The organism is Novosphingobium sp. PP1Y (assembly GCF_000253255.1).
Classification (GTDB): Bacteria; Pseudomonadota; Alphaproteobacteria; order Sphingomonadales; family Sphingomonadaceae; genus Novosphingobium.
This window is the reverse complement of record NC_015580.1, coordinates 1,653,920-1,671,972: the sequence shown is the minus strand read 5'-3', so window position 1 is coordinate 1,671,972 and position 18,053 is coordinate 1,653,920. Positions and strand designations below refer to the sequence as shown.

19 protein-coding genes are annotated in these 18,053 nt (G+C 63.6%); 6 read left to right on the top strand and 13 right to left on the bottom strand.

The window, feature by feature from the left end:
- Window positions 1-86 precede the first annotated feature (86 nt).
- On the bottom strand, window positions 87-1,721 hold the full coding sequence (locus PP1Y_RS13990) for a sigma-54-dependent Fis family transcriptional regulator (protein WP_013832829.1): 1,635 nt from the start codon (window positions 1,719-1,721) through the stop codon (window positions 87-89).
- A gap of 216 nt (window positions 1,722-1,937) precedes the next feature.
- Between PP1Y_RS13990 and PP1Y_RS13985 the strand changes: the two genes are divergently transcribed.
- The 6 genes from PP1Y_RS13985 to PP1Y_RS13960 all read left to right on the top strand — a co-directional run bounded on the left by PP1Y_RS13985 (window position 1,938) and on the right by PP1Y_RS13960 (window position 8,153).
- Window positions 1,938-3,284, top strand: a complete 1,347-nt coding sequence (locus PP1Y_RS13985) for an aromatic ring-hydroxylating dioxygenase subunit alpha (RefSeq protein WP_013832828.1) — start codon at window positions 1,938-1,940, stop codon at window positions 3,282-3,284.
- Window positions 3,277-3,804 carry an aromatic-ring-hydroxylating dioxygenase subunit beta gene (locus tag PP1Y_RS13980; protein WP_013832827.1) on the top strand — a complete coding sequence of 176 codons (528 nt, stop codon included), beginning with the start codon at window positions 3,277-3,279 and terminating at the stop codon, window positions 3,802-3,804. The genes PP1Y_RS13985 and PP1Y_RS13980 overlap by 8 nt, the downstream gene beginning before the upstream one ends.
- 39 nt (window positions 3,805-3,843) lie before the next feature.
- Window positions 3,844-5,211, top strand: coding sequence for an aromatic ring-hydroxylating dioxygenase subunit alpha (locus PP1Y_RS13975; RefSeq protein ID WP_013832826.1), 1,368 nt, complete (start codon window positions 3,844-3,846; stop codon window positions 5,209-5,211).
- Window positions 5,212-5,227: 16 nt separating this feature from the next.
- On the top strand, window positions 5,228-5,779 hold the full coding sequence (locus PP1Y_RS13970; RefSeq protein WP_013832825.1) for a 3-phenylpropionate/cinnamic acid dioxygenase subunit beta: 552 nt from the start codon (window positions 5,228-5,230) through the stop codon (window positions 5,777-5,779).
- 107 nt (window positions 5,780-5,886) lie between these two features.
- Complete coding sequence (locus tag PP1Y_RS13965) at window positions 5,887-6,990, top strand: alkane 1-monooxygenase (RefSeq protein ID WP_013832824.1); 1,104 nt, start codon at window positions 5,887-5,889, stop codon at window positions 6,988-6,990.
- A gap of 122 nt (window positions 6,991-7,112) precedes the next feature.
- Complete coding sequence (locus PP1Y_RS13960; RefSeq protein ID WP_013832823.1) at window positions 7,113-8,153, top strand: 2Fe-2S iron-sulfur cluster binding domain-containing protein; 1,041 nt, start codon at window positions 7,113-7,115, stop codon at window positions 8,151-8,153.
- A gap of 103 nt (window positions 8,154-8,256) precedes the next feature.
- Here the strand turns inward: PP1Y_RS13960 and PP1Y_RS13955 are convergent, their stop codons facing one another.
- The 12 genes from PP1Y_RS13955 to PP1Y_RS13900 form a co-directional block, all read right to left on the bottom strand.
- A complete protein-coding gene (locus tag PP1Y_RS13955; protein WP_013832822.1) occupies window positions 8,257-8,637 on the bottom strand; it encodes a hypothetical protein in 381 nt (126 codons plus the stop codon).
- A 75-nt stretch (window positions 8,638-8,712) separates the two neighbouring features.
- The gene (hcaB, locus tag PP1Y_RS13950; protein WP_013832821.1) at window positions 8,713-9,513 is read right to left on the bottom strand and encodes a 3-(cis-5,6-dihydroxycyclohexa-1,3-dien-1-yl)propanoate dehydrogenase; all 801 of its coding nucleotides are present in this window, start codon (window positions 9,511-9,513) and stop codon (window positions 8,713-8,715) included.
- Window positions 9,514-9,555: 42 nt separating this feature from the next.
- A complete protein-coding gene (locus PP1Y_RS13945) occupies window positions 9,556-11,055 on the bottom strand; it encodes an aldehyde dehydrogenase (RefSeq protein ID WP_013832820.1) in 1,500 nt (499 codons plus the stop codon).
- A 19-nt stretch (window positions 11,056-11,074) separates the two neighbouring features.
- Window positions 11,075-11,353, bottom strand: coding sequence for a 2Fe-2S iron-sulfur cluster-binding protein (locus tag PP1Y_RS13940; RefSeq protein WP_051010036.1), 279 nt, complete (start codon window positions 11,351-11,353; stop codon window positions 11,075-11,077).
- Between the two features lie 4 nt (window positions 11,354-11,357).
- The gene (locus tag PP1Y_RS13935; protein ID WP_013832819.1) at window positions 11,358-11,570 is read right to left on the bottom strand and encodes a 2-hydroxymuconate tautomerase; all 213 of its coding nucleotides are present in this window, start codon (window positions 11,568-11,570) and stop codon (window positions 11,358-11,360) included.
- Complete coding sequence (locus PP1Y_RS13930) at window positions 11,571-12,341, bottom strand: 2-keto-4-pentenoate hydratase (protein WP_013832818.1); 771 nt, start codon at window positions 12,339-12,341, stop codon at window positions 11,571-11,573.
- A 10-nt stretch (window positions 12,342-12,351) separates the two neighbouring features.
- Window positions 12,352-13,383 carry a 4-hydroxy-2-oxovalerate aldolase gene (gene dmpG / locus PP1Y_RS13925; RefSeq protein WP_013832817.1) on the bottom strand — a complete coding sequence of 344 codons (1,032 nt, stop codon included), beginning with the start codon at window positions 13,381-13,383 and terminating at the stop codon, window positions 12,352-12,354.
- Complete coding sequence (locus PP1Y_RS13920; protein WP_013832816.1) at window positions 13,380-14,318, bottom strand: acetaldehyde dehydrogenase (acetylating); 939 nt, start codon at window positions 14,316-14,318, stop codon at window positions 13,380-13,382. The genes dmpG and PP1Y_RS13920 overlap by 4 nt, the downstream gene beginning before the upstream one ends.
- 25 nt (window positions 14,319-14,343) lie before the next feature.
- Complete coding sequence (locus PP1Y_RS13915; protein ID WP_013832815.1) at window positions 14,344-15,156, bottom strand: 2-keto-4-pentenoate hydratase; 813 nt, start codon at window positions 15,154-15,156, stop codon at window positions 14,344-14,346.
- Between the two features lie 4 nt (window positions 15,157-15,160).
- On the bottom strand, window positions 15,161-16,645 hold the full coding sequence (locus PP1Y_RS13910) for a 2-hydroxymuconic semialdehyde dehydrogenase (protein WP_013832814.1): 1,485 nt from the start codon (window positions 16,643-16,645) through the stop codon (window positions 15,161-15,163).
- 42 nt (window positions 16,646-16,687) lie between these two features.
- Complete coding sequence (locus PP1Y_RS13905; protein ID WP_013832813.1) at window positions 16,688-17,119, bottom strand: heme-binding protein; 432 nt, start codon at window positions 17,117-17,119, stop codon at window positions 16,688-16,690.
- 2 nt (window positions 17,120-17,121) lie between these two features.
- The gene (locus PP1Y_RS13900; RefSeq protein WP_013832812.1) at window positions 17,122-18,045 is read right to left on the bottom strand and encodes a catechol 2,3-dioxygenase; all 924 of its coding nucleotides are present in this window, start codon (window positions 18,043-18,045) and stop codon (window positions 17,122-17,124) included.
- Window positions 18,046-18,053: the final 8 nt, after the last annotated feature.

The window sequence follows — 18,053 nt, the reverse complement described above, 5'->3', positions numbered from 1 at the left end:
CCGGACTGCCCACGGCATCCCCATCAACTGACAATCTTTGCATATTATACAATTCGTCGCAAGAGGCGGGTATTGGCGCTCGCGCCCTATAGTCCCATTTTTTCCAGCCGCGAGGCAAGCTGCCGGCGGGTCAGGCCCAGGTCCCGTGCCGCCTGCGCCACATTCCCGCGTGCAGCTTCGAGTGCTGCCCGAACCATCATGCTTTCGACTGCTTTCAGCCCTTCCCCGTTTTCCCGCAACAGGCCCACCAACTGGCTGATCGACTGGGTCTGGTCCGGGCCAGTTTCGGTGCCTGCCACCCGCCCGTCGTCGGTCAGGGCCAGTCCCGCCCTGATTCGCCCACGATCCGAGCCAAGGAACAGGTGCCGGATGTCGATCGCCTCGCCTTCGTCCACCAGCAGGACCGCACGCTCGACCATGCGTTCCAGTTCTCTGACATTGCCAGGGAAATCGTGCATCAGCAGGGCATTGATTGATCGAGCGGTGAAGCCAGTCGCCTTGCGATGGTGGCGCAGGGCATATTTCGCCCGAAAATGTTCCATCAAGCCGGGAATGTCCTCGCGGCGCTGCCGCAGCGGCGGAACCCGGATCGGCAGGGTCGCGAGGCGGAAGAACAGGTCGGCGCGAAAATTCCCCTCGTCCACGGCCTGTTCAAGGTCGACATTGGATGCCGCAAGCAACCGCACATCGACTCTGGTTGTCCTAGTATCGCCGACTCGCTCGAATTCGCCTTCCTGAATGGCCCGCAAGACCTTGCTCTGGGCCAACGGCGAAAGCATCGAGATTTCGTCGAGAAACAGCGTCCCACCATGTGCCAACTCGAACCGGCCCGGGCGGCTCGCAACCGCGCTCGTGTAGGCCCCCTTCGCCACACCGAACAATTCCGCCTCGATCAGCCCTTCGGGTATCGCCGCACAATTGAGCGCGACGAAGGGCGCATCCTTCCTGAGACTCAAGCGGTGCGCCAATTTGGCGAACACTTCCTTGCCCACTCCGGTTTCGCCCAGAAACAGCAGGCTGGCATCGGTCCCCGCCGCGCGCTCGATCATGTTGCGCACAGCATGATAGCCTGCCGACACGCCCGGAACGATTTCCTGCGAATCGGACCGCCGGCATGGTGCAGCCAGCGGCACCGCCGAATTCTCTACGTCGTCAAGCTCGGGCCATTCGGCTTCAGGCCTGGCATGCAGCAGGCATGCGGCGTCGCCCATGCCCTGGCACTCGATCTCGCGCATCACGATTGGCTGACCGGCGAACGTACTGGCAAATCCGCTCGCAAACCCGGTTTGCAGCCAGCAGACCGGATCTGCGCTGACCCCGTCGGTCGCCAGATGGATCGCCGCCTCGATCGCGTCGTGGACAAGGAAACTGCCGCGGAAGTGGCCGCTGGCGGAATCGCTGTCGAGCGTCTCGATCTCGGTCCAGCCAAACCCGGTCAGGGCATGGGCCTGGGGCCCGAAAGCAAAGGCTTCGAGAAAGTCCCGGTCGGGCCGCAGTTCCTTGGCCTCCACCGCGCAGCGCGCACCCTCGGCAAAACCCATTTCCCAGAACAGCTGCCGTGCCCTGGCCTGGCCGATCTGCGCCACCAGCTGGCTGCGCAGCGTGGTCAGGGCCGATTGGCTCAACAGCACGCACCGTTCGCTGTCGCGCCAGATGCGGCCCTGCTCTGGCGAAAAGCGCAGACGGTTGGTCAGGTCGGCATAGCCGGGAAGGAGCTTCATCGTTGCACTCTTACCAAAATGTCATTCTTGCGCCACGATTTTCCGAAAATTTGACGAAAATAGCAATCGCCGCAACCAATTGAGCCAAAGCGCGACGCGCCCTATCGCGGGTCACCGGGTTATTTTTCAACTTGGCATGAACTTTGCTTTAACCTTTGCCACGTGGAACCGCCTGCACCAAGCCGGGAGGTCCATCGGAGGAGAGGAGAAGGCAGTATGGATGTCGCAGGTCTGATCGACACAAGCACGGGCCGCCAATCGCGCGCGATCTATTCGGACGAAGCAGTCTATCGCCAGGAACTAGAACGGGTGTTCGACCGGTGCTGGTTGTTCCTTGCCCACACCAGCCAGATTCCGCAGCCCAATGACTTCTTCCGCACCTACATGGGCGAAGACGAAGTCATCGTCGTCCGGCAGAAGGACGGCTCGGTGAAGGCCTTCCTCAACACCTGCACCCACCGCGGCAACCGCATCTGCCGCGCCGACCGCGGCAATGCCCGGTCCTTCACGTGCAACTATCACGGCTGGTCGTTCGCCCCCGATGGCGCGCTGGCGGGCGTCCCGCTCGAAAACGAAGCCTATTTCGGCGAACTCGACCGCAGCAAGTTCGGGCTTGTCCCGGTCGCGCAGGTTGCCGAATACAAGGGGCTGATCTTCGGCTGCTTCGATCCCGCCGCGCCGTTGCTTGAGGACTATCTGGGCGATGCAAAATTCTATCTCGACGTCTGGCTCGATGCCTTGCCCGGCGGCACCTCGCTGGTCGGCGAAACCCAGAAGATGGTGCTGAACACCAACTGGAAGCTGCCGGTCGAAAATGTCTGCGGCGATGGCTATCACCTGGGCTGGGCCCATGCCGGGGCGATGATGGCGGTGCAGTCGATGGACTTGTCCGGCCTCAGCGTCGGCAATTCCAGCGCCAACCTCGAAGGCGGGCTGTCGGTGGCCGGGCTCAACGGCCACATGGCGCTGACTTCGCTCGACGGTGTATCGGGCTATGCCTTCTATCCCGAGCCCAAGCCGATGCTCGATTATCTGGAGGCCAACCGGCCGACCGCGATCGAACGCCTCGGCAAGACCCGCGGCGAACAGCTGTGGGGCTCGCAGATCAACATCACCATCTTTCCCAACCTCCAGTTCCTGCCCGGCCTCAACTGGTTCCGGGTCTACCACCCCAAAGGGCCGGGACAGATCGAGCAATGGACCTGGGCAATGGTCGAGAACGACATGCCCGAAGAGGTCAAGGCGACAATCCTCGACAACCAGTGCCTGACCTTCGGGTTGGCAGGCCTGTTCGACAACGACGATGGCGACAACCTCGCCGCCTGCACCGAGCAGTCGCGCGGCTGGCGTACTGCGCAGATGGATGTTTACACCAACATGGCGCTGGGCCGCTCCGGTCCGCGCGAAGGCTTCCCGGGCGACATTGCCGCAGGCCTCGTCAGCGAACACAACCAGCGCTACTTCTACCGCCGCTGGCAAGAACACATGCAGGCGTCGAGCTGGAGCGACGTTCCCACCTACAATCTCAATCCGCTGGCATCGCGGGAGGCCGTCGATGCTTGACCTGCGCCAGGTACCCGCGCTGCACGACGCAGTAACCGCCCTTACCCAGCGCCTGTACCACGAGGCGCGACTGCTCGACGAAGAACGCTTCGAGGATTGGCTGGAACTGCTGTGCGAGGACGTATCCTACCACATGGCGCTCAAGAGCCGACGCTTCCGGGCCGACCGTTCCGCCCCGATCGCGGTCGGCGCAGGAAATGTCTTCAACGACAATCTCGCGCGGCTGAAGCTGCGGATCGACCGTCTGCGCTCCGGCTTCGTCTGGGCGGAGGATCCGCCGAACTTCGTCCGCCGCGTGGTCTCGAACGTGGAAGTTCTGCCTGCGGACGAGCCGAACGAAGCCATTGTCCATTCGGTCGTCGTGATTCATCGCAACCGGATCGACGGGCAAACCAGGTTGCTCACCGCCGGACGCACGGATCGCTGGCGCAAGGGCGGCGAAGGCTGGCTTCTCGCCGCACGCGAAATCGCGCTCGACCATGCGGTGCTGCCCGACAGCAACGTCAACGTATTTTTCTAGATCAACACAATTAGATCAACACTACGGGAGACGAAGACCATGCGTATGGAACGGTTCGGCCGCGAGCCAGAATTTTCGCGTTACATGGACCTGAAGGAAGGCTGGCTTGATCGCCGCATCTTCAGCGATGCCGACATCTACGAGGAAGAGCTGTACCGCATCTTCGCGCGCTCGTGGCTGTTCGTCGCCCATGAAAGCCAGCTGCCCAGGGCCGGCGATTTCCTGACCACGCACATGGGCGAGGACGCAGTGATCGTCACCCGCCAGCCCGACGGCTCGATCAAGGTCTACCTCAATTCCTGCCCGCATCGCGGCAACAAGGTCTGCTTCGCGGATGCCGGCAACACCCGCCGGTTCGTCTGCAACTATCACGGCTGGGCTTTCAACACCGCCGGCGAACTGCAGGGCATGCACGAGGAATACTGCTACGACGAAGGCGACATCGACCGCAAGAAGAACGGCCTGCGGCAGGTCGCCCGGGTCGGCAGCTACAAGGGACTGGTATTCGCCACCTTCGCCGAGGATGGACCCAGCCTCGATGCCTGGCTCGGCGATTTCCGCTGGTATCTCGACATGCTGCTCGACAACGAGGAAGGCGGCACCGAACTGATCGGCGGCTGCATCAAGTCGGTGATCAGCGCCAACTGGAAGTTCGGGGTCGAAAACTTCATCGGCGATGCCTACCACGCCGGCTGGACCCACGATTCGGGCTGCCGGTCGATGAACAACGGCCAGCCCTTCCCGCCGATCGACATGGAAAATTCCTACCATGCCAGCGTCAACGGGCATGGCTGGGAGTTCGGCACCGAGGGCGTCGGCGACCTGTTCCTCCTGGGCCGCCCCAAGGTGCTGGAATATTACGAGAAGATGCGCCCGAAGATGGCGGATCGGCTGGGCACGATGCGCTCGCAGATCTTCGGCTCGGTGGCCTCGGCCTCGATCTTCCCGAACGTCTCGTTCCTGCCCGGGATTTCCACCTTCCGGCAGTGGCAGCCCAAGGGGCCGATGCAGTTCGAGCTCAAGACCTGGGTGATCGTCAACAAGGCCATGCCCGACGACATCAAGGACGAAGTGACCAAAGGCGTGATGCAGACCTTCGGCCCGGGCGGCACCTTCGAGATGGACGATGGCGAAAATTGGGAAAACTGCACCACGGTCAACCGCGGCGTCGTCACCCGCCACGAACGGCTGCACTACCGCTGCGGGATCGGGCGCCAGATCGATCACGATACCCTGCCCGGGATCGTCTATCGCGGCCAGTACAACGACGCCAACCAGCGCGGCTTCTACCAGCGGTGGCTGGACATGATGGAGGCCACCGATCTCGGCGCGATGCCGCCGCGGCCCGAACCGCGCCTGACCGGGGTCGCCGAAACGCGCGACCTTCCCGGCCTGTTCGCGCTTTGAGTGAGGATATTTGACCATGAACCAAACGACCACTCTCGAACGCCCCCGCACTGGCGCGGCCGCTTCGCTGGAAGTGAGCCATGCGCTGACCCAGACCCTCTATCGTGAAGCGCGCCGCCTCGACGATGAGGATTATGTCGGCTGGGTGGCGATGCTCGCAGACGACCTGCATTATCACATGCCAGGGATCGAGACTCGCTATCGCCGCGACACGACCGATCAGGTCACCGACCTGACGCGGATGGCCTATTACAACGACAGCCTCGACGAGATCAAAAAACGCCTCACGCGCCTGGAAACAGGCACTGCTTGGTCGGAAGATCCCGCGACGCGCTACACCCACATCATCACCAATGTCGAAGTGGAAAACACCGACAAGGCAGATGAATTCCGGGTGTTCTCGAACTTCTACGCCTACCGTAACCGCAACGAGCGCGACGAGGATTCGCTGATCGGCAACCGGATCGACATCTGGCGCGAAGTCGGCGGAGCCTATCAGCTCGTCAGGCGGCGGATCATCCTCAAGCACAACATCATGCTCAGCAAGAACCTGAACATCTACCTCTAGGAAATCCCGGCGCGACATCGGGAAAGCCCCCGATGCCGCGCCGTTCAATCATAAGACAATGGGACGCTCCCCGGATCGGGGGAAGATACCCAAATCGGAGAGAAGCAATGGACGCTCTGCGCTATTTTCTGGTCCCCGCCATGACCCTCACCGGCGTTGCCGGCTTTATCCTCGGCGGCCCGTTCGTCTGGCTTGGCATCGCCACCTTCGCGGTGCTGATGCTGCTGGATATCGTCCTGCCGAGTGATCACAAGGTGCGCTCGCGCGGGATTGCGCCGGTTGCCGATATCGCGATCTACCTGCAATTGCCGCTGATCGTGGCGCTTTATCTCGCGTTCGCCAATTCGGTGGTGAGCGGCACCAACCCGATCTGGGGAGCCGATGGTTCGGCCTGGCAACTGATCGGTTCGATCGCCAGCCTGGCCTGGCTTTCGGCTGTCCCGACCCTGCCGGTGGCGCACGAGCTGATGCATCGCCGCCACTGGTTTCCGCGGGCCGTGGCCAAGGGGCTGAGCGCCTTCTACGGCGATCCCAACCGCGATGTCGCCCATATCGTCACCCATCATGTCCATCTCGATACCGCAAAGGACAGCGACACGCCGCTCCGCGGACAAACGATCTACAGCTTCGTGTTCCAGGCCACCTGGGGTTCGTACAAGGACACCTGGGAAAAGCAGGGCGAAATCCTCACGCGGCTCGGTTATTCGCCGTGGAGCTGGCGCAATGCCATGTGGCTCCAGCTGGTGCTGGTCGGCGCGATCATCCTGGGCGTCGCGGCGGCGGCAGGGCCGATCGCCGGCTTCGCTACCTTCGGCGCGATGTTCTTCGCCAAGATGTTCGTCGAAGGGTTCAACTATTTCCAGCACTATGGATTGCTGCGCGTTGAAGGCGATCCCATCGCCAAACACCATGCCTGGAACCATCTGGGCATGATCGTGCGTCCGATCGGCGTGGAAATCACCAACCACATCAACCACCATCTCGATGGCCACATTCCCTTCTATGAACTTCAGCCCGAGCCGAAGGCGCCGCAGATGCCCTCGCTGTTCCTGTGCTTCCTGTGCGGTCTGGTTCCGCCCGTCTGGCACAAGTTCATCGCGCAGCCGCGGCTGAAGGACTGGGATCTGCATTTCGCCTCGTCGACCGAGCGCCAGCTGGCGATGGCGGCAAACGCAAGGGCGGGCTGGCCAGCCTGGGCCACCACCGATTGACAGTTCCACCCGCATGGGGACCTTTCTCTCCGATTGCCCCATGTAACCTTGGCGGCATCCCCTTGCGGGGATGCCGCTTCTTTCTTTCAACGACATCATGTCCCTTCAAGGCAGCCTGATCAATGTTCTCGTTCTTCAAAAAGCAGCAAGCAACCAAGGTCACCGTTGCCGGAGAAGCGGCAACCCTGGAAGTTCTGCGGGGCAAGACCCTGCTCGAGGCGATGCTGTCTGAAGGCCTTGCCATGCCGCACGATTGCAAGGTCGGCTCGTGCGGCACATGCCGGTTCAAGCTGGTCGAAGGCAAGATCGGGGAGCTGAGCCCCTCCGCCCTGGTTCTCGAACGCGATGCGCTGTCGCAAGGCTATCGCCTGGCCTGCCAGGCGATGCCGCGCTCGGATCTGGTCATCGCCCTCGATGCTCCCCTGTCCCGCCAGCAGGCGGTGGAACATTACACCGCGACCATCGTTGGCACGACCCGGCTGTGCCCGGACATCATCAATCTGGTGGTCGAACTCGATCGCCCGATGGGATTCATTCCCGGACAATATGCCGACCTTACGGCACCGGGCATCGCCGAACCGCGCAGCTACTCTTTCGCTTTCGCTCCGGAAGCGGGGGAGACAACCCGGCTCGAATTCCATGTCCGGCACGTTCCCGGCGGCCTCTTCACCGACTGGCTGTTCGGTGCGGAGCGCATCGGCCAGACCCTCGACCTCTCGGGCCCCTACGGTCAATTCCGCCTCAAGGACAGCGCCGCGCCGATGCTCTGCCTGGCAGGCGGCAGCGGCCTTGCCCCGATCATGGCGATCTTGCAGCAGGCCCGGTCCTTGGGGGCGAACCGGCCGGTTACCCTGCTTTACGGGGCCCGGACCCGGCAACACCTCTATTGCCTGGACGAGATCGAAGCGCTCCGCACGGCCTGGAATGCGCCCTTCGAATTTGTTCCGGTGCTGTCGGAAGAGGATGCGGGCAGCGGCTGGACCGGGGCCCGGGGGCTGGTTACCGAGCCGATCGCACGGCTGGCTGGCCTGGCCAGCACCGAAGCCTACCTGTGCGGACCTCCAGCCATGATCGACGCCGCCGAAGCCCAGCTTGTCCGGCACGGCCTATTGCCTGAGCTGATCGCGGCCGACCGCTTTCTCGACAAGAGCACGAAACCCTGAGCATGGACGTCCGGTCCGGGCCTGGCGTCGCTCCGGCCCGGTTTCCGATCAGGCGGTTCGACACGCCGGAACCGGCCCCTGGCCGGCCCGGCGCGCCGGGCACTCAGTTGTCGACCAGGACCATTTTCCGCACCAGGTCCTGAACGTCCACCTTTTCCTTGTTGTCCAGCAGCACGGCAACCCGGTTGATGGTCGCGATCACCGAGGTATACTGGCCATGGGCATAATAGGCGTCGATCGGGTAGACGACCGTCTTGTCGACCGGCGCCCGCTGGTAGCTGAGCTGCCCGATGCCATAGATCGCAAGCCCGCCTGCTTCGGCATGGCCCATCATGCGTTCGGCCCGATCCCGGGTGATTTGCCCGCCGAATTCGACCAATTCCGGCGGCGCCACCGAACCGCCCGGATGGGTCGGCTTCCACCGCGCCGCCCCGAGCACACCGGGAACAGCCAGCAATTCCTTGAAATCGAACCTTTCAGCCATTGCTCTCGCTCCTTTTCTTGTGATGTTCAGGCGTTCCAGCCCCGGGGCCCTGAAAGTCCCGGGCCAGGTAACGGATCAGGTACCGGGGCGCTTGCCGATGCCGATGCCGCCATCGCTCAGCAGCACCGTTCCGGTCATGTATGCAGAATCGCGACGGGAGGCGAGAAGCGCGTAGAGGCCGGCATGGTCATCCGGCTCGGCGATCCGCGCGAGCGGCGTCATTCCGGAAATGAGGTCGTCCAGGCCGGGCATCTCCTCCATCCTGGTTTCGGAGAAGCCGCCGCTCTCGGTCCCGCTGAGCGGGGTCCGGGTGCCGCCCGGGGCGACGCCATTGACCCGGATATCGGGTGTCAGCTCCCAGGCCAGCTGGCGGATCAGGCCGAGCACCGCGTGCTTCGATGCGACATACAGGGTTCCGCCGCCGCCAGTGTAATAGCTCGAGGTCGAGGCGGTGAAGACGATGCTGCCCTTGGTCTTCCTAAGTTCGGGAATGGCCGCCCGCGCCCCGAAGAAATAGCCCTTCAGGTTGACGTCAAAGATTTCGTCAAAGGTCTTTTCGAGCTGATCGGGATCCTGCTGCTCGAGCGGCACCATGAAATCCCAGATCCCGACATTGCCGACAAAGACATCCAGCTTGCCGAATGCCCCGACAGTTTCGGCAACGGCCCGCGCATTGTCTGCATAGGAACGGACGTCGCCCGCCACCACGGCGACCTTGTCACCGTGGCGCGAACGCACCAGCCCGGCCTGCTCGTCGTCACGGACGAGCACGCCGACCCTGGCCCCTTCCTCGATGTAGCGGGCAACGACCGCTGCACCAATTCCGGTTGCGCCGCCGGTCAGCAGCGCGACCTGTCCTTCAAGCCTTGCAGACAATGCCAATCTCCCATTCAAGCCGTTTTTATGCGTCGGGCGACCTTACTGGTCGAACATCCCCATTCGCCCTTCCTGCAGGTTGATCACAACCGACTTGGTCTGCGTGTAGTGGTGCAGGACTTCATGGCTGAATTCACGGCCGAAACCGCTTTGCTTGTAGCCGCCCAGCGGCATGTTGGGCTTGAGGTTGTAGTAACGGTTGACCCAAACCGTCCCGGTTTCGAGCTTGCGGGCAATCCGGTGTGCGCGGGCGATGTCCTTGGTCCAGACGCCGCCGGCCAGGCCATAGGTCGTGTCGTTGGCCAGCGCCATCATGGCGTCCTCGTCGTTCCAGGTCAGCACGCTGGTGACCGGGCCGAAGATTTCCTCGCGGGCGATACGCATCGAATTGTTGACGTTGGTGAATACCGTCGGCCTGATGAAATGGCCGTCGGCCAGGCTTTCGTTGCGGCTGCCGCCGGTGAGCACGGTCGCACCTTCGTCGGTGGCCAGCTGAAGGTAGCTCTGGACCTTGTCCATCTGCATCTGCGAGGCCTGCGCACCAATCTGGGTGGCAAAGTCAAGCGGATCGCCCTGGCGGATGCCTTCGAGCGCCACCTTGAACTTGGCAAGGAATTCGTCCTGGATCGCTTCGTGCAGGAACAGGCGCGAACCGGCCAGGCAGACTTCGCCCTTGTTGAGCACGGTCGACATCGTGGCGCTTTCGACGGCTGCATCGATGTCGGCATCGGCGCAGACGATGTGCGCCGACTTGCCGCCCAGTTCGAGCGTCTGGGGAATGATGTTCGACGAAGCATACTGGATGATCCGGCGAGCCGTCGCCACCGAGCCGGTGAACGCAACCTTGCGGACGTCTTCGTGGGTCACCAGCGCTTCACCGACGTCGGCGCCGTAGCCGGTCACCACGTTGATCACGCCCGGGGGCAGCAGATCGGCCATTTCGACAAAGAATTCGATTACCGACAGGCACACGGTTTCCGCGGGCTTGAGCACGACCGTGTTGCCCGAAGCCAGGGCCGGGGCGATCTTGCAGGCCATCATCAGGATCGGGACGTTCCACGGGATGATCTGCGCACAGACGCCCAGCGGCTCGCGGTGGACGATGCCGATCGCGTCGGGATAGTCCAGCGTCTGGCCATGCAGGCCATAGGCCGCGCCGGCGAACACTTCGAACTGGCCGATCGCCTGCGGCATGTCGAAGTACATCGATTCGCGGATCGGCTTGCCGTTGTTCAGGGTTTCGAGCGTGGCGTAGTGCTGGTGGCGCGCCTTGAGCCGGCGGGCGACCTCGATCAGGATTTCCTGACGCTGGGCGGCAGAGCTTTCCGACCACTTCGGGAAGGCGGCCTTGGCCGCCGCGACCGCGCGCTGGATGTCCTTGGCGTTGCCGGCCTGGATCTTGGTGAGTACCGCCCCGGTCGCCGGGTTGATCAGGTCGATCGTCTTGCCGCTGTCGCCCGAAACCCATTCACCGCCGATGAAGTGTCCGTATTCGGGCTTGATGCCGTATTCGTTTTCCGCGCTCTTCAGTTGGGTAGCCATTTCAAATCTCCTTCCAAACCTATTCCACTGCAATGACCAGGTCTCCGGCCGGAAACAGTCGGCACGCCAGGGCATAACCTGCCCGGCGATCGCTATCCGGCACCTTCGCCGCACTCATCTTGCCGGTCCGGTAATCGCCTTCGACTACCTTCACCCGGCAAATTCCGCAGCCGCCGCCCCGGCAACCAACTCCGATATCGCCGGCACCACAGCGTTCCATTGCGAGGAGGACCCGCTCGTCCTCGCCGCAGGTAAACTCGCCGCCGCCGATCACGCGGATTTGATGGAGGCCGGTCACTGTCCTAGCCTTGTCCAGCTGCCTTCGCGGCCGCTTTGGCCGCAAAGGATTCTCCACCCACCGCGAAATGGCCTGGCGGCATCTCGCGCAGGATGATGCGAACCGATTCGCGCGGCGCACCGATCGATTCGATGGCGGCAGCGGTCAAAGCCCGGATCAACCGCTCCTTGTCGTCGGGAGTCCTCCCTTCGAGCATGTTGACCTCGATGATCGGCATTCAGGCCTCCACCTGGAACATGACCGAACCCAGCCCCTGGACGGTCGTGCGCACCGTCTGGCCAGGCGCCAGATTGGGCGCGGCGGTGATCCCGCCCGCCATCACGATGTCCCCGGCAGAAATCTCCTCACCCGCTTCGGCGACAAGCCTCGCCGCAGCAACCAGCGAGCGCAAGGGGTGGCCGAGAATCGCTGCAGTCGAGCCGACCTGCGTCACTTCCCCGTCGATTTCGAGGTAAACGCCAAGGTTGGAGAAATCCATCGCGGGGTCGTTCCAGGAACCGATCACCAGCCCGGACGACGAGGTGTTGTCGGCGATGACATCGGACAGCGCGAACTTGAAGTTCTCATAGCGGCTGTCGATGATCTCCATCGCCGGGGCAATCGCCTCGACCGCCGCCAGCGCGGCCGCCGCGGTCACCTTGCCGGCCAGCGGCGCCTTCATCAGGAAGGCGACTTCCGGCTCGACCCGCGGATGGACGAAGCGCGCCCGCGATATGGCCGTGCCCTCCTCGATCAGCATGGCATCCGTCAGCCGCCCCCAGGCGACCTCGTCGACCCCGACCTGCAGCATCTTGGCGCGGCTCGTCAGCCCCATCTTGACCCCGATGCGGCGCTCGCCCCGCGCCAGGCGCCGCGCGACCGACAGTTTCTGGACCCGGTACGCATCGGCGACGCTCAGGTCGGGATCGGTATGGGTGAGCTGCGGAGTGGCACGCGCGTGCAACGCTGCGCTGTCGAGGGTTTCGGCGTATCGCTCAAGTTTGTCCATTGCCTTGGGCCTATGCTGCGCGTGCGGACACAAGATCGAGCGCGACATCGACGATCATGTCTTCCTGCCCCCCGACCATCCGGCGCTTGCCCAGTTCGATCAGGATTTCGCGCGTATCCAGCCCATACTGTTCGGCGGCCTTTTCCGCGTGGCGCAGGAAGCTCGAATAGACCCCCGCATAGCCCAGGCTCAGCGTTTCGCGATCCACCCGCACCGGGCGGTCCTGCAACGGACGGATGATGTCCTCTGCTGCGTCCATCAGTGCCATCACGTCGCAGCCATGGTTCCAGCCCTTGCGGTCGGCGGCGGCGACGAACACCTCGAGCGGCGCGTTGCCGGCCCCTGCCCCCATTCCGGCAAGGCTCGCATCGATCCGCACCGCGCCTTCCTGGGCCGCGACGATCGAGTTGGCCACACCGAGCGAAAGGTTGTGGTGGGCGTGGATGCCGCGCTGGGTTTCCGGCTTGAGGACGCGGTCATAGGCCCGCAGGCGATCGCGCACCCCGTCCATGTCGAGCGCGCCGCCGCTGTCGGTCACATAGACACAGTGCGCCCCATAGCTTTCCATCAGAATGGCCTGCTGCGCCAGCGCCTCGGGATCGATCATGTGGCTCATCATCAGGAAGCCCGAAACATCCATGCCGAGATCGCGGGCAATGCCGATATGCTGCTTGGCGACATCGGCTTCGGTGCAATGGGTGGCGACCCGGACCGAGCGCACGCCGAGCGCGTAGGCGCGGCGCAGTTCCTCGACCGTGCCGATGCCCGGCACCAGCAAGGTGGTCAGCACGGCGTTCTTGATCACGTCGGCGGCGGCTTCGATCCATTCCCAGTCGGTATGGGCGCCGAAGCCGTAATTGAACGAGCTGCCGTTGAGGCCGTCACCGTGCGACACCTCGATCGCATCGACGCCGGCATCGTCCAGCGCCTTGGCGATGGTGCGGACGCTGTCGGTGCCGTACATGTGAAGAATGGCATGCATCCCGTCACGCAGGGTGACGTCCTGGATGTAGAGCTTGCCGGTTTCGGGGTTGAAGGTCATGCTGCCACCTTTGCGAGGCGTTGTTGGGCCATGCGTTCGCCGGCTGCCTTGGCGGCAGCGGTCATGATGTCTAGGTTTCCGGAATACTTGGGAAGATAGTCGCCAGCGCCCTCGACTTCGAGAAACACGCTGGTCTTCAGGCCGACGAATTCCCCGTATCCGGGGATCTTCAGCGGCCGGTTCGAGCCGAACCGTTCGAACTGCACTTCCTGCTTGAGGCGATAGCCGGGGACATAGGATTGGACGGTTTCGACCATTTCCTTGATCGAGGCGCGGATGGCGTCCTCGTCGACCTGATCGGTCAGCGTGAAGATCGTGTCGCGCATGATCATCGGCGGCTCGGCGGGGTTGAGGATGATGATCGCCCGGCCGCGGCCGGCTCCGCCCACCGTTTCGATCGCCTTCGCGGTGGTGCGGGTGAACTCGTCGATGTTCGCGCGCGTCCCCGGACCCGCCGAACGCGACGACACCGACGCGACGATTTCGGCGTAATGAACCGGAGTCACCCGCGAAACCGCGGCGACCATGGGAATGGTCGCCTGGCCGCCGCAGGTGACCATGTTGACGTTGCGAATGTTGTCTTCAAGCACCCCGCCGACCGGCGGGACGAAGAACGGCCCGATCGCGGCCGGGGTCAGGTCGACCACCAGCTTGCCATCGGCCTGCAGGGCGGCATCGTGTTCCTTGTGGGCGTAGGCCGACGTCGCATCGAAGGCGATGCCGATTTCGGGGTAGACCGGCAGCTTGCGCAGCCCGTCGATTCCCTCGTGGGTCGTCATCACGCCGCGTTCGCGGGCCATGGCGAGCCCTTCCGAGGCCGGGTCGATCCCGACCACTGCTGCCAGTTCAAGACTATCGGACCCTTTGAGCAGCTTGATCATCAGGTCGGTTCCGATATTTCCGGAGCCGATGATGGCGCACTTCATCTTGGTCATGCTTCGATCTTCCCGTTAACCTGCGTCAGCCGGCTTCGGCGGCGAAAGCCGCCCGCACCGTACCGACCCCATTGATCCTCGCTTCCACGACATCGCCGCGCGCGACTCCCGCCATCGGCCCGAGCGCGCCGGACAGGATCACGTCGCCTTCAAGCAGCGGACGCCCCACCTTGGCCATCACCCGCGCCAGCCACAGCGCTGCGGTGATCGGGCTGCCGAGGCAGGCAATCCCCGCACCTACCGAGATCGGCTCGCCCTTCACTTCCATCACCATGCCGCATTCGCGCAGGTCGAGCGCCTCGAGCTTGCGCGGCACCGCGCCAAGCACGAACAACCCGCTCGAGGCGTTGTCGGCGACGGTGTCCCAGATCCGGATGTCCCAGTTGGCGACCCGGCTGTCGACGATCTCGATCGCGGGCACGAAATATTCGACCGCGCGGATCATCTCGGCGGTGGTGAGATCGGGATGAGGCAGATCACGGCCGACCACGATCGCGATTTCCGCCTCGACCTTGGGCTGGATGACCTGATCGAGCGAGATAGGAAACCCTTCGGGCACGTCCATGTCGGAGAACAGCATGCCGTAATCGGGCTGGTCAACGCCGAGCTGGCGCTGCACCGCCAGCGAGGTCAGCCCGATCTTGCGGCCGACCAGGCGCCGCCCGCTGTCAAGGGCGTGCCGGGTGTTGATTTCCTGCACGGCGTAGGCGGCATCCACCCCGCCGGCCGAAATGAGATCGCGGATCGGCGCTACCGGCTTGCCGCTGGCAGCCGCGCCCCGCAATTGCTCGGCCGCCTGTTGAATCGCCTTGGGATCGATCTTGGTTTCAGTCGTCATGGTGTCAAAGCTTCACGCAGATGTTTTCGGTTTCGGTATAGAATTCGAGGCTGTGCACACCGCCTTCGCGGCCGATCCCGGAATGTCCGGAACCGCCGAAGGCGGTGCGCAGATCGCGCAGGAACCAGCAATTGACCCAGCACACGCCAACCTGCATCGCGGCGGCGACGCGGTGCGCCCGCGAGAGGTTTTCGGTCCAGATCGTCGCGCACAACCCGTAGTCGGTGTCGTTGGCCAGGCCGATCACCTCGTCTTCGGCATCGAAGGGAATGACCCCGCAGCACGGGCCGAAGATCTCTTCGCGCATCACCGAACTGTCGTGCGCCAGGCCCGTCCACAGCGTCGGCTCGACATAGAAGCCGCCCGCTGCGTCACCCGACAGCGCGGGAACCCCGCCGCCGGTGACGACAGTGGCACCTTCGGCCACCGCGCGGGCGTAATATCCCAGCACCTTTTCCTTGTGCTCGGCGCTGATCAGCGGCCCCAGATAGGCCTTATCGCCGGTCGCGCCGGGCTTGAACGCCTTGGCCGCCGCCGTCATCCGCTTGACGAAATCATCGAAAACCGGCCGCTCGACATAGACCCGCTCGGTTCCGAGGCAGACCTGCCCGGTGTTGAGAAACACCGAGCGCGAAAGTCCTTCGACCACCTTGTCGAGATCGGCGTCGGCAAACACGACGGCCGGATTCTTTCCGCCAAGCTCGAACGAAATATCGCGCACCCCGACCGCGGCCTTTTGCATGATCGCCTGGCCGGTGCCGGTCTCGCCGGTAAAGGTAATCGCGTCGACATCGGGGTTCGAGGTCAGGAATTCACCGGCCGAGCCGCCCCCGAAGCCGTGCACCACGTTGTAGACACCCTCGGGCATCCCGACCGCGTTCATGACCTCACCCAGCAGCGCCGCGGTCCGCGGTGTCTCCTCGGAGGGCTTGACCACAACTGTGTTGCCGCAAGCCAGCGCCGGGCCGACCTTCCAGGTCATCAGTAGAAGGGGAAAGTTCCACGGGCAGATCACTGCGATCACACCCTTGGGTTTGCGCACGACGTAGTTCAGCGCCTTCCCGCCATCGGGCGTCGCCGTGGCGAAGGATTCGGTCGGGGTAGTGGCAATGACGTCGGCGAACATCCGGAAGTTAGCGGCGCCGCGCGGAATGTCGATGTGCGAGGCGACATGGCGCGGCTTGCCGGTATCCGCCACTTCGGCAGCGAGGAAATCGTCCGCGCGGCGTTCGATTTCGGTGGCGACGGCCGAGATGAGCTTGACTCGCTCGGCCGTCGTCATCTTGCCCCACGGACCGTTCAGGGCTTCCCTGGCGGCTGCCACGGCATCGGCAACGTCCTGCTCACTCGCTTCGTGGACGGTGCCGGTCTGCAAGCCGGTTGCCGGATCGATATTGGCGAACGTCTTGCCGGTGCTCCCACGGCGATAGGAGCCCCCGATGAAGTTCAGGACGGTATCGGTAACGGCCAGGGTGCCTTGGGTTGCCATGGGTTTTTCGTTTCTCCGTAAAGTCTCAATGGTGTCGCGCGCTCAATATTGCGCCGCTCCGATCGCGGTGAGGGCGGCGTTGGCGCACTGCGTATCGAGTTCCTCGGTTCCGCCAGACACGCCGATAGCGCCAACGATCTCGCCAGCGATCATGATCGGCAACCCGCCGCCGAACATGGCGATGCCGGGCTTAGCGGCTATACCCCCGCTTAGCGCCGGGTTGCCTTCGACCATCTTGAAGACGTCAGGCGAGGGAACCTTGAAGCTGGCTGCGGTATAGGCCTTGTCCTGCGCGATCTGCGAGGATGGGAACGGCGCCCCGATGGCGCGCAGCAGGGCGACCAACTCCCCCGTGGCACCAACCACCGCAGCGACGAGAGGGCAGCCCACCTCGCCGCCTTTGGCCACGGCGACCTGCACCGCTTTGGCGGCAAGATCGTGCCCGACCGACCGGATGGTCGCCACCCCGTCCATGCTCAGGTGTTCACCGTCATGAAGCGGTCGTTGAGCGCCTTCTCGTAATAGAAGATCGCCTTGCCGGCATTCTCGGCCTGCCACATCCGGCGCGGATTGTCGGGATAGTAGGTGTAGCCGCCGCTGAAGGTCTCGTTGCGGTTGCCCGACGGGTCGAAGAAGTAGATCGTCTGCCCGCGCGTGATCCCGTGGCGGGTCGGGCCGATATCCAGCGAAATGTCGTAGCGGCTGATGATGTCCGCCGCATGGCCGACATCGTGCCAGGATTCGAGGTTGAAGGAAGTGTGGTGGATCCGCCCGTCTTCGGGATAGCCCAGGAATGCCACGTCGTGCGCCTTGTTGCTGCACGACAGGAAGATGCCAAGGCGCGTGCCCGAAGCCTCGTCCACCAATTCTTCGGTCACCGAGAAATCGAGAGCCTCGACGAAGATCTTCGCGCTAGCCGAAATATCGACACCATTGAGGGCGCAGTGATCGAACCGGGTCGCGCGCATGCCGCGCGGCTCGGCAATCCAGACGTCGGGATTGCGCACGGCCGGCCCGGTTTCGGACAGCTCCATCTCGGCATAGAGATCGAACACGTGGGCGGTCGGCGTGTTGAAGCGGATCTTGCGACCGACGCCGGGATCCTCGCCAGCCGGAATGATATCGACGTGGACCCCCATGTCGAGCAGCCGTTCGGCAAAGTGGTCGAGATCGGCATCCTTGGCGACCTTGAACGCCATCCGGTCGAGCCCGGCGGAATCGGCCTCGCGCAGGATTATGCTGTGGCGATCGAACTCGTCGAAGGCCTGGAAGAACGCCCTTCCGTCTTCGACGCTCACCAGGTTGAGACCGATGCGGTCGCGATAGTGCTGGATTGCCTCATCCAGATCGAGGACGCGCAGCTGGACATAGCCAGGGCGAAGTACACCGGTCAGCGCCATTTCAGATC

Bases quoted from the DNA above. Each gene is read 5' to 3' on its own strand.
- PP1Y_RS13990 (WP_013832829.1), bottom strand. From the start codon at position 1,721: ATGAAGCTCCTTCCCGGCTATGCCGACCTGACCAACCGTCTGCGCTTT.
- PP1Y_RS13985 (WP_013832828.1), top strand. From the start codon at position 1,938: ATGGATGTCGCAGGTCTGATCGACACAAGCACGGGCCGCCAATCGCGC.
- PP1Y_RS13980 (WP_013832827.1), top strand. From the start codon at position 3,277: ATGCTTGACCTGCGCCAGGTACCCGCGCTGCACGACGCAGTAACCGCC.
- PP1Y_RS13975 (WP_013832826.1), top strand. From the start codon at position 3,844: ATGCGTATGGAACGGTTCGGCCGCGAGCCAGAATTTTCGCGTTACATG.
- PP1Y_RS13970 (WP_013832825.1), top strand. From the start codon at position 5,228: ATGAACCAAACGACCACTCTCGAACGCCCCCGCACTGGCGCGGCCGCT.
- PP1Y_RS13965 (WP_013832824.1), top strand. From the start codon at position 5,887: ATGGACGCTCTGCGCTATTTTCTGGTCCCCGCCATGACCCTCACCGGC.
- PP1Y_RS13960 (WP_013832823.1), top strand. From the start codon at position 7,113: ATGTTCTCGTTCTTCAAAAAGCAGCAAGCAACCAAGGTCACCGTTGCC.
- PP1Y_RS13955 (WP_013832822.1), bottom strand. From the start codon at position 8,637: ATGGCTGAAAGGTTCGATTTCAAGGAATTGCTGGCTGTTCCCGGTGTG.
- PP1Y_RS13945 (WP_013832820.1), bottom strand. From the start codon at position 11,055: ATGGCTACCCAACTGAAGAGCGCGGAAAACGAATACGGCATCAAGCCC.
- PP1Y_RS13935 (WP_013832819.1), bottom strand. From the start codon at position 11,570: ATGCCGATCATCGAGGTCAACATGCTCGAAGGGAGGACTCCCGACGAC.
- PP1Y_RS13930 (WP_013832818.1), bottom strand. From the start codon at position 12,341: ATGGACAAACTTGAGCGATACGCCGAAACCCTCGACAGCGCAGCGTTG.
- dmpG (WP_013832817.1), bottom strand. From the start codon at position 13,383: ATGACCTTCAACCCCGAAACCGGCAAGCTCTACATCCAGGACGTCACC.
- PP1Y_RS13920 (WP_013832816.1), bottom strand. From the start codon at position 14,318: ATGACCAAGATGAAGTGCGCCATCATCGGCTCCGGAAATATCGGAACC.
- PP1Y_RS13915 (WP_013832815.1), bottom strand. From the start codon at position 15,156: ATGACGACTGAAACCAAGATCGATCCCAAGGCGATTCAACAGGCGGCC.
- PP1Y_RS13910 (WP_013832814.1), bottom strand. From the start codon at position 16,645: ATGGCAACCCAAGGCACCCTGGCCGTTACCGATACCGTCCTGAACTTC.
- PP1Y_RS13905 (WP_013832813.1), bottom strand. From the start codon at position 17,119: ATGGACGGGGTGGCGACCATCCGGTCGGTCGGGCACGATCTTGCCGCC.
- PP1Y_RS13900 (WP_013832812.1), bottom strand. From the start codon at position 18,045: ATGGCGCTGACCGGTGTACTTCGCCCTGGCTATGTCCAGCTGCGCGTC.